Genomic DNA, 10,070 nt, shown 5'->3' with positions numbered 1-10,070 from the left:
AAAAGGACCCTAGGGTCCTTTTTTTAGTGCTGGTCTGGTTTAAAGTTGACCGGGCTTAAAGCTATCCACGCTGATGGCTTCAAAACGCAATTTGTTCATATGATGCAACTGCTCCGCTTGTTCAGCGGTGACAATACCAGCGGCCTCTGCCTCTGTAATGGCTTGCTCCATCGGTACTTTGCGGCTGATTTTGCCATCGCGTTGCGCCAGTAGAATAGCTTTTAATTGCGGTTGCGCCTGATGCATCTCGACAAAAGCCTGCTCCATTAAACCGGTTGGATCCTGTTCGCCCTTGCCAAGGTAACAAAGGTGCGTTAAGCGATCTCGGATCACACCTGGCTTGGATAATGCGTCGCAAATGTCCATACAGATATCGTCGGCCGGCATTTTGTAACCAATACCAAATGGGAAAATCAATCGCTTCAATACCACCGCCACGGCTCTGGCCGGGAAGTTGGCAAAGAAACCATCAAAAGCACGGCCAATCTCTGCCAGCGAACGCTGCAAATTGTAATGCACGAAAGGCAGATCCGCTTGTTGACGACCATTGTCTTCATAGAATTTTAATACGGCAGATGCCATATACAGATGGCTGAGCACATCACCTAACCGGGCCGACAGCATTTCTTTGCGTTTTAAATCACCACCCAGCATCAGCATGGAGATATCCGCGGTCAGTGCCAGGGCGCGGCTCATACGGCTAAGTTGTTTGTAATACCGTGCTGTTTCGCCAGCCATCGGGCTTTTATTAAAGGCAGCAGCCGTCAGTCCTTGCCACAAACAACTAAAGGTATTGCCAAGCGCAAAGCCAACATGACGCAGCAACAAGCCATCAAATTGCTTTAAACCCTCATCCGTATCAGGATTCGCTGCCGCTTGCAGCTCCGCCAACACATAGGGATGGCAACGGGTCGCACCCTGACCAAAAATCATCAGGTTACGGGTTAATATATTGGCACCTTCTACGGTAATGGATATCGGCACTCCCATGTAGCCGTGTGCCAGATAGTTTTTGGGCCCCAATTGAATAGCGCGACCGGCATGAATATCAAAGGCATCATTTAACACGGTGCGCGACATTTCGGTCATATGATATTTGGCAATTGCCGTTACCACACCAGGGCTCAGTTTTAAGTCAATGGCTCCTGCTGTCATCACCCGCATAGCTTCCAGACCATAAGTAAGGCCGCCAATACGGGCAAAGGCTTCCTGGACTCCTTCAAACTTACCAATGGACAGGCCAAATTGCTGACGCACATAGCTGTATGCCCCGGTCATCCGACTGGCCAGATGGCCTGTGGCGGTAGCCAGTGCCGGCAAGGAAATACCTCGGCCTGCTGATAAACACTCGACCAGCATACGCCAGCCACGACCGGCATAATCTGGCCCACCAATGATCCAATCTAAAGGAATGAATACATCCTTACCGTAGGTGGTGCCATTCATAAAGGCCATCCCCATTGGGAAATGGCGGTCACCAATCTCAACACCCGGGTGCGACGTCGGGATCAACGCACAGGTAATGCCAATCTCTTTCTTATCGCCCAGTAAAGCATCCGGATCAAACATCTTAAAGGCCAGACCCAGCACCGTCGCAACCGGTGATAAAGTAATGTAACGTTTATCCCAGTTCAAACGGATCCCTATCACCTCTTTGCCTTCAAACTCACCTCGGCAAATCACACCCGTATCCGGAATACCGCCGGCATCCGAACCGGCTTCAGGACCAGTCAACGCAAAACAAGGTACATCACGGCCATCGGCCAAACGGGGCAGCCAGTAATCTTTTTGCTGATCCGTACCGTAGTGCATCAGCAATTCGCCCGGGCCTAAGGAGTTAGGCACCATCACCGTTACCGCAGCAGTCAGGCTGCGGCTGGCAATACGTGAAACAATGGTCGAATTAGCAATCGCAGAAAAACCACGGCCACCGTAGCTCTTTGGAATGATCATGGCAAAGAAGCCTTCCTGCTTCAGGTAATCCCATACCTGCTCCGGCAGATCACGTTTATTCTGCACAATGTCGTAGTCATCCAGCATAGCAAGCAGGGTTTCCACCTGCTCATCCATAAAAGCCTGCTCATCCTCATTCAGTTTAGGCTTCGGGTATTGGTGCAATTGCTGCCAATCTGGTTTGCCTTTGAATAATTCACCATCCCACCACACATCCCCGGCTTCCATCGCTTGCTGTTCAGTTTCCGACAAAGGCGGCAGGATTTTTTTAAATACCTTAAACACCGGGGCTGAAATTAAGGCACGGCGAATGGGGGTAACCCCAATCAATACCGCTAGTGTAATTACAAGGATAAGTAACAAAGTCATGGTTGTGTCCTTAGAGTGTGGCTTGCGCCATAGAATCAAATGGGTGGTTCACAGGTGCGGCGATACCTGCAGCCAGATAAGGTAATAACCGCCGAATCACACTTTCAATATCAGATTCTTGCTGGTAATCCGCAGCGGCAATGTCAAATAATGCTTCACTGGAAGCCATGGTAAATACCACTGTTCCCAGTGAAAAGTGCAAACGCCAAAAAATCTCCGCTGCATCTAATGCCGGGCAAGATTGTTGCACCAGCAAAACAAACTTATTCAGCACAGAACCATAATGATGACTGATAAACTTTCGCAAATGTCCTTGTACATCAGTATAGCCCCGCCCCAGCAATTGCAAAAACAAGGTGGTCCCTTTTGGTTTCACCTGCTCCAGATCCAGCAAAGGTTGCACAAAGACAGCAAGCACTTCTGGTAACCGGGTTGCTTTTTGCCGTGCCAGCAGCAGTTCAAACTGCAGTTCCAACCTTGGCATCACAACTTGCAGATAGCGTTGCAACACCGCCTGAATCAAAGCTTTTTTAGAGCCAAAGTGGTAATTTACTGCGGCTAAGTTCACTTCAGCATTGCTGGTGATTTGACGCAGTGAGGTATCGTTAAAGCCACTCTCAGCAAACAGGCTTTCGGCTGCATCCAGGATTTTCTGTTGAGTCTGTTCTCGGCTCATGCGGACTCCATTTCAAACGCTTGTTTGAAATGTACGTTTGAATCAAAAAACTGTCAAGCACTAATCCGATGAGTTAAATAAACCCTGCAGTACTGTCAGAGCGCCCTGCACTGCAGGGCCAAAGCGGTGCGCTTTTAATGGATAGACAAAATGGCCTCAGCCAATACAGCACTCAGGCGGTCTTTGTAGCCGGCAACGGTTTGCAATTCTTCATCCGTCAGAGGATGTTTTTCCAGCACTCTGACCATGTGCAGTGCCAACTCTTTCTGGCTTGCCGATAAGCCGCTGTCATCGCACATCACAACCAGCACCTTCAGCACACTGATGGGGATCTTATGATTGTTTGGTGTTAACTCCATCGCTTGCTCCAGGGCTGAAAGCGCGGCGCTAAACTTCTTTTTCTTAAAAAATTCAACCGCCATATTCTGCAGTTGTTTTGGCGTAAAATGCACCCGCTCCTGTTCGTCGCACTCCTGTTCCACGTATTTTTTTACTACCAACCCAGACAGGTTATCGGATGAAATTTGTTTTTTCACCGCATCCATAATCAGTGCGGCTTCTTCACGTCGTCCTAGTTCATGGAACACTTTGGCTTTATCCAGGTTATCATCCAGTGAAACAATAGGCCGTACGGACACATGCAAATCAATCAGATGTTCCGCTTTTTTTCGCTCGTCATTGGCCAGCAGCAAACGAGCTTTGGCAATAGTAAGCTGCTCTTTGAATAAAGCTGCATCTTTGTAGTCTTTTTCCAGTGCCTGGATCTGGCGGTCGGTTTGTTGCAATATTTTTTTTGAGCGCTCGTTATTCAGCGTTTGTGCTAAATCCAAACCGGCGCGGATCACATTTAAAGCCAGTACCGGTGAATCATGCAGCGAGTTTTTTGCATGCTTTGCCATCGCCTGAGTCGCCAGGTACTGCCCTTCAAAATCGTGTGTCAACCGGGCCAAATCCCATACTTTCTTGTTGCGTTCAATATTTCGCGGCGCTATCGCCACCGCTTTCTTTATTTCATCGTAGGCGCGATCAAAGTCCTGCCGCTCAATATAATACTGTGCCAATAAATCATAAGTGGCAAAACGGGTGTCCACCCTATCCGTCATCTCGCTTAACAATGCCTCTATCTGAGCCATTTTATCTTGTTTTAACAGAGCATTGACGTACCCCAGGTGAACCCAGGACATCTGATGCTTTTGCATCAAGGCCACATAAAAGCGCTCTGCTTCTTCGTACTCCTGCAATTTCAGCAATGCCTCCCCTTTCATTCTTTGCAGCTGCAAATGAAAACGGACTAACTTTGGATTCAGCAAATGTCTCTCAACCAGATAAATGGCTTTGCTGTAATTTTTTACATCAATGGCTTCGTACACATCAAACAGAGTACGCTTAATGTTCAATACCTGAGGCAAGCGAAGTTTTACCCGGCCTCTGTCCAGCGGTTTTACCCAGAAATCATCCGGCTGCAACTCCACAATGCTATTGACCAGGCTTTCATCCGTTTCTGCACTTAGAAAAATAAGCACCGTACGCTTCGACACATAGCCTTTAAATTTCATTTCTTCGAGCAGGTGAAAACCGTCTTTATCGCTTTTGACATTAAAAGCACAAATCACAATATGAAAGCGATGCTGCTCACAAAGGCGTAAGGCATAGTAGGCATTTTCAGCGTATTTAATCTGCCGGATCCCCAATTCATCGAAGGCTTCTTTTAGCAAGTTATGCACCAGGTATTGGTCATCCACTATCAATACCTTCAACGCATCAAGGTTGCTTAAGTCCGCTTTATCCATACACCAGGATCCTTTCAGTTTGCTGAGGCAGCTAAATCTTAATTTATTCAATGAGTATAGCGTCCGACAAAATGACCGCCATGCAAAATGGTCTGGAATTGCCAGACAATACTGACTGAACCACATCCGTAACATAGCTGGTGTTTAGCCGGACATTCAAGTAAAATACGCGCCCTTTTATCAGCACGGTGTTCCAGTATGTCACAGCCTAAAGTCGGATTTGTTAGTTTAGGATGCCCAAAGAATCTGGTGGATTCAGAGCGTATTCTGACGCAACTAAAAAGCGATGGGTATCAGATCGTTCCGACCTACGACGATGCGGAACTGGTGATCGTCAATACCTGCGGCTTTATCGACAGCGCAGTGCAGGAGTCTCTGGACACCATAGGGGAAGCCTTGGCAGAAAATGGCAAGGTGATCGTGACGGGCTGCCTGGGTGCTCGCGAAGATGAAATCCGCCAGGTACATCCTAATGTGTTGGGTATTACCGGACCCCACGCTTATGAGAACGTACTGCAGCAGGTTCACAGCATTATCCCCAAGCCGAAGTATGATCCTTTTACCATGCTGGTGCCTGATCAGGGAGTTAAGCTGACCCCACGCCATTACGCCTATTTGAAAATCTCCGAAGGCTGCAACCACCGTTGCACCTTTTGCATTATCCCATCGATGCGCGGAGATCTGGTCAGTCGTCCCATTGGCGAAGTACTGGATGAAGCACAACGGCTGAAAAATGCCGGCGTGAAAGAATTGCTGGTAATATCTCAGGATACCAGTGCTTATGGGGTTGATGTTAAACACCGCACCGGGTTCTGGAATGGACAACCAGTAAAAACGGACATGCTGGCACTATGCCAGGCGCTGACCGGAATGGGCATCTGGGTACGGCTACACTATGTCTACCCTTACCCACATGTGGACCAGGTGATCCCACTAATGGCAGAAGGTAAGCTACTGCCTTATCTGGATATTCCATTTCAGCATGCCAGCCCACGTATTTTAAAGCTAATGAAACGGCCAGGCCAGGCCGAGCGTACGCTGGAGCGCATTAAAAAATGGCGGGCTATCTGCCCGGAGTTAACCATTCGCTCCACTTTCATCGTGGGCTTTCCTGGCGAGACAGAAGAAGACTTCCAGTTGTTGCTGGACTGGTTGCAAGAAGCACAACTGGATCGGGTTGGTTGCTTTAAATACAGCCCGGTGGAAGGCGCCAAAGCCAATGAGCTGGCAGAGCCGGTACCGGAAGAAGTAAAAGAAGAGCGTTATCACCGCTTCATGCAAACGCAGCAAGCCATCAGTGCCGCACGGTTAGAGCGTAAAGTGGGCCAGCAACTGACTATTCTTATCGATGAAGTAACAGCTGATGGCGCTATAGGCCGCAGCGCCGCTGATGCCCCAGAAATTGATGGTGTTGTCTATCTGGATGACAGCAGCGGGCTAGCTCCTGGCATGTTGGTGCAGGTGCTGGTCACCCGCACCGATGCTTACGATTTATGGGCCGAGCGCCTGGCATAATTCAGCCTGGTGTAGCCTGTTGCGGCAACTGCTGCTGCAACAGCTCGGCCAGGCGCTGATAAGCAGGCTCCAGCCTATCCTGTTGCCGCCAGGCCAGATACATAGGTCGCCATAGCCCTTCTTCCCCCAGCGCCAGTGATGCAATCAAGCCCTGTTGCACATAAGGCTCTGCCATCCAGCCTGGTAATACGGCCACCCCCTGGTTGGCAGCCACCTGCTGAATCATCTGACTGCCTTGGGCAATGGGCTTTACCCTGCCCTGAAAATTGTGACCCTGCAGGAAAAACCGGAACACATCCTGACGCTGTGGTGGCACCGGGTAGCTCAGCAGGGTTTCCTGCAACAGTTGTTCGGGTTTCAGCCAGCTCTGGCTGGCCAGCGGATGTTCAGGACTCACCAGCAAGCGCAGCTCCATCGGATACAGATAATGATAATGCACATGCTGCAACAGGCGCTGATCACTGGTGACCACCAGATCCAGTTCCTCTTGCAGTAAAGCTTCAATGGCCTGATGCTGAATGCTGGCCGATAAATCCAGCTCTACATCGGTTTCTTGCTGCAAAAATGCTTTGATCGAGGGTAAAAGCCAGTGATAACAAGCGTGGCATTCCACACAAAACCGGATCGCCGCCTTTAGGTTGCTCTTGCCCTGCTTCAGGGTTTGCTCCGCAGCACGTACAGCAGGTAGTACCTGCTCAGCTAGTTGCAACAGCAAAGTACCGGCCGGCAAAAACTGCAAAGGATCTGTTTTGCGTTCAAATAAAGCTTGTTCCAACCGATGCTCCAGCTCTTTCAACTGATGCGATAACGCCGACTGCGTCAGGCAAAGCAAACTGGCCGCCTCGCTCACCGAGCCCGTTTCCCGCAATGCTTCGATAGCTTTTAAATGTTTTAACTCAATCATAATGAAGTGTCTTCAACCTGTACTGGCCATTAGTTTCATTTGCAAGCGTCATCATAATTGGCATAGACAGACATATCAACATCTGGACGTCCAAAATAAATATTTCAAACAGGAATTCATGCTGGTGCTAAGTTATTACAGTGATATGGCTTAATTTCCCTGATGAATGGCCATGACCAGTGCTGCACCAACATCTGCAATCGCTTGATTTCGCTCTGAAAGGGAAGATCCTGTTTCTGTGATATAAAGTGCAACAACGATAGGCTGGCGCTCTGGTGGCCATATTATGGCAGTGATTGACCTTGAACCGAACTCGCCGGAGCCGGTTCTATCTGCGACAACCCAGCCTTTGGGCACAGCCGCCCGGAAAAGCCCATCAGCCACCCGATTTCTTTCCAGCCAATTGCGAAGCTGCGCCTTAGACTCTACAGATAACAGGTTACCTAACAACAATCCCTGCATAGTACTCACCATCGCATTTGGTGTTGTTGTATCCCTGACGTCACCTGGCCGCGCCTCATTAAGCTCTGTTTCCCACCGGTCAAGACGTGTTGTATCATCTCCCAGCAGTTTAACGAACCTTGTCACAGCTTCAGGCCCGCCCAGAGCCTGCAGAATCAAATTTGCAGCCGTGTTGTCGCTTGTGGTCAGTGTTGCTTCACACAACTCAAAAAGCGTCATGGCCTGACGGTCGGCAAACTCTGCAGTTACCGGAGAGTAGGTGACTAAATCTGCGCTCGAAAAGAAAACTTCCCTGCTTAGTTGCAGCTCCCCTTTGTCGGCGCGGTGCAATAAGTCGGCACATGCCAGAGTTTTAAAGGTGCTCAGCAGTGGAAATCTCTGATCAGCCTGATATGCCCAGCGCTGCCCCGTCTCCAAATCGTAAGCAGAAAAGCCCACCCGGGCATCCAGTGATTCGGCAATCTTATCTAAAGCAGCAACCACAGGATCATTAATTTCACTGAGTGCAACGGGAGGCAGCCATGCAACAAGAAAAACAAGCACCGCGGGTAGAGCTCCCTGCTGCCAAAATAAAACCATTACCTTCAGAGGCGCTAGCTTGGCTAAGCTATACACCGGCCAGAACCATTTCTTTGATCTTTACCGCTTTTTCAAAGTGATCCAGTTTGTGTGTTTCTATCCACCACCGGGCCGCTTCCATCAGAAGCTCCGGTTGATCGTTTTTGTTCTTAAAAAATGCATAAAACGACAGGCCTACCGTCGCGCCCTTTTGCTCAATTTTCAGATCACAAACTTCGACCATCTTTTCCCTAAGCTCTTTTCGCAATGCTGTAGCCCTCTACCAGATTGCTCACATCAAGTCCAAATTTAACACGAGGACCAGCAACGTGATAGAGGTTTGCAGCCAGCTAGCGCAATAAACGCGTTACTTGGAAGCATGCAGCAACAAGCACTCATTGAGCATGAGACAAGACTGACCACGACCGCACGCAGAAGACTCAATGACTTACTGTTTCAGCTGAGCTAGATTTGTTCCTCGTTAAGAAAAGAGTGGTAAGTAATGCAGCAGTAAGAAATGTTCCTATTGGAAAGATAAATATAGCAAAACCTGAAACCATTATAGAGAACCAAAAAATCCATCTGGTTCGATACCGCAGCCCGGCAATGGATATAATTAATAAAGCGATTCCAGGAACAATTAAACCTACTCCCAAGATTGTAAGCATACTGCCTATTGAGCGTTCATCTGAAGTCACTTGTGTTTCTTTTGTCTCAAAAAGCGATATTGCTTGAAAGTCCGAATACATTGAGAATGCGGTACTAGCAAGGCCAATTGGTAATACTAACAATAACAAAACAGCGACAATGGCAACATACCTACCAATTTTTTCATTTTTCACAACCAAAATCCTTTATAAGCTACGTAACGCAAAGCTTTGGCACGGCTGCAGCGCAGCGTAAGGCGCCCCAGCCGCGCAAGCGGTGACAACGCCTTATTATGTGTTTTTAACCAAAGCATCAACTATCTCAGAGGCTTCTTTTAAACTTGCACCAGTGATTTTACGATAAAGCCTGATTGCTTTTAGCCTATGACCTGCTTTTATAGCCTTACTCACTTCAACTGGGACGAGAGTAGTATCGTCAAACTCAATACCAGTGTGCTTGATAAGAGCATCTATTTTGACCTCTAGGAATCGAATTTTCTTCCGATACTCTTCAAGGAGCAAGTAGAGATATAATCCTAAAGCAACCAAAACGGGAGCTAAAAATCCAAAATACTCAACCAAACCATCTACTCCTTAAAAAACATAAACATAGTGACTCCCCACAAAGTGCCTCCGAGTTGGAGGGTTGGGCCGCGAAGCGGCGTTTTGGTGGTGATTCTGTTAGCACCTAGCCGCCGATGTACGCAATTTGGTATCTTTGACCAAAGTTTTCAATTAACCTGTCCAGAGATGCCAAGTTCATTTCATTAGGTTTAAAACCTTTACCATATTTGGCAAGGTTATCTCTATATTGTTAGACATACTGCGCAGCAACCATGAATAACGGCAACCAAACAGCAATCGATAAAAACATAACACCCGTAATGGCAAAAAATGCTGCGCTACCAGCAGCATGTGAAAAATAAACTGTTGGACGACTGGCAAGGTGCTTATGAAAGTTATTCGCAATAGCCTGAAACGTTGATGTGATTATTTCCCACTGATACCGCACCCAGGTAAAAAAGGGTTTAAGCGCGAGCAGCAAGCATGAGAATGCCATCTCCAAACCTGCTACCTCTACAAAAAGCAGCAGGTAACCGGCAAATGGTGTTGCTACTAAAATAGCTAAGAGCATCAGTGCTCTTTTTAGCCAAACGTGACGATTCAGAAAATCCATCTAATGTCCTTATTTTTGC

General features: G+C 48.1%; 10 protein-coding genes. 1 reads left to right on the top strand and 9 read right to left on the bottom strand.

Translation table 11 applies throughout. From position 1 onward, the window contains the following. Positions 1 to 39: 39 nt before the first annotated feature. From QWF21_RS17800 to QWF21_RS17790, 3 genes are all read right to left on the bottom strand, one after another. Positions 40 to 2,322: an acyl-CoA dehydrogenase gene (locus tag QWF21_RS17800; protein ID WP_330089387.1), complete on the bottom strand. Its 2,283-nt coding sequence runs from the start codon at positions 2,320 to 2,322 to the stop codon at positions 40 to 42. A 10-nt stretch (positions 2,323 to 2,332) separates the two neighbouring features. Beyond that, a complete protein-coding gene (locus tag QWF21_RS17795; RefSeq protein WP_330089386.1) occupies positions 2,333 to 2,998 on the bottom strand; it encodes a TetR/AcrR family transcriptional regulator in 666 nt (221 codons plus the stop codon). A gap of 134 nt (positions 2,999 to 3,132) precedes the next feature. Further along, the gene (locus QWF21_RS17790) at positions 3,133 to 4,788 is read right to left on the bottom strand and encodes a response regulator (RefSeq protein WP_330089385.1); all 1,656 of its coding nucleotides are present in this window, start codon (positions 4,786 to 4,788) and stop codon (positions 3,133 to 3,135) included. A 198-nt stretch (positions 4,789 to 4,986) separates the two neighbouring features. Here QWF21_RS17790 and rimO point away from each other — a divergent pair, with 198 nt between their 5' ends. Next, positions 4,987 to 6,303: a 30S ribosomal protein S12 methylthiotransferase RimO gene (gene rimO, locus QWF21_RS17785; protein ID WP_330089384.1), complete on the top strand. Its 1,317-nt coding sequence runs from the start codon at positions 4,987 to 4,989 to the stop codon at positions 6,301 to 6,303. Position 6,304: 1 nt separating this feature from the next. Here rimO and QWF21_RS17780 read toward each other — a convergent pair whose 3' ends face one another. The 6 genes from QWF21_RS17780 to QWF21_RS17755 form a co-directional block, all read right to left on the bottom strand. Continuing rightward, positions 6,305 to 7,207: a LysR substrate-binding domain-containing protein gene (locus QWF21_RS17780; protein WP_330089383.1), complete on the bottom strand. Its 903-nt coding sequence runs from the start codon at positions 7,205 to 7,207 to the stop codon at positions 6,305 to 6,307. 150 nt (positions 7,208 to 7,357) lie between these two features. After that, on the bottom strand, positions 7,358 to 8,284 hold the full coding sequence (gene bla, locus QWF21_RS17775) for a class A beta-lactamase (protein ID WP_330089382.1): 927 nt from the start codon (positions 8,282 to 8,284) through the stop codon (positions 7,358 to 7,360). Next, positions 8,277 to 8,495 carry a DUF6500 family protein gene (locus QWF21_RS17770; protein ID WP_330089381.1) on the bottom strand — a complete coding sequence of 73 codons (219 nt, stop codon included), beginning with the start codon at positions 8,493 to 8,495 and terminating at the stop codon, positions 8,277 to 8,279. Before QWF21_RS17770 ends, bla begins: the two co-directional genes overlap by 8 nt. 172 nt (positions 8,496 to 8,667) lie before the next feature. Further along, positions 8,668 to 9,069 carry a hypothetical protein gene (locus QWF21_RS17765; protein WP_330089380.1) on the bottom strand — a complete coding sequence of 134 codons (402 nt, stop codon included), beginning with the start codon at positions 9,067 to 9,069 and terminating at the stop codon, positions 8,668 to 8,670. Between the two features lie 96 nt (positions 9,070 to 9,165). Beyond that, on the bottom strand, positions 9,166 to 9,456 hold the full coding sequence (locus QWF21_RS17760) for a hypothetical protein (RefSeq protein WP_330089379.1): 291 nt from the start codon (positions 9,454 to 9,456) through the stop codon (positions 9,166 to 9,168). Between the two features lie 232 nt (positions 9,457 to 9,688). Then, positions 9,689 to 10,051: a hypothetical protein gene (locus QWF21_RS17755; protein WP_330089378.1), complete on the bottom strand. Its 363-nt coding sequence runs from the start codon at positions 10,049 to 10,051 to the stop codon at positions 9,689 to 9,691. Positions 10,052 to 10,070: the final 19 nt, after the last annotated feature.

The organism is Alkalimonas mucilaginosa (genome assembly GCF_036327005.1).
GTDB classification, from domain to species: domain Bacteria; phylum Pseudomonadota; class Gammaproteobacteria; order Enterobacterales; family Alteromonadaceae; genus Alkalimonas; species Alkalimonas mucilaginosa.
This window is presented reverse-complemented; position numbering and strand designations above follow the sequence as displayed.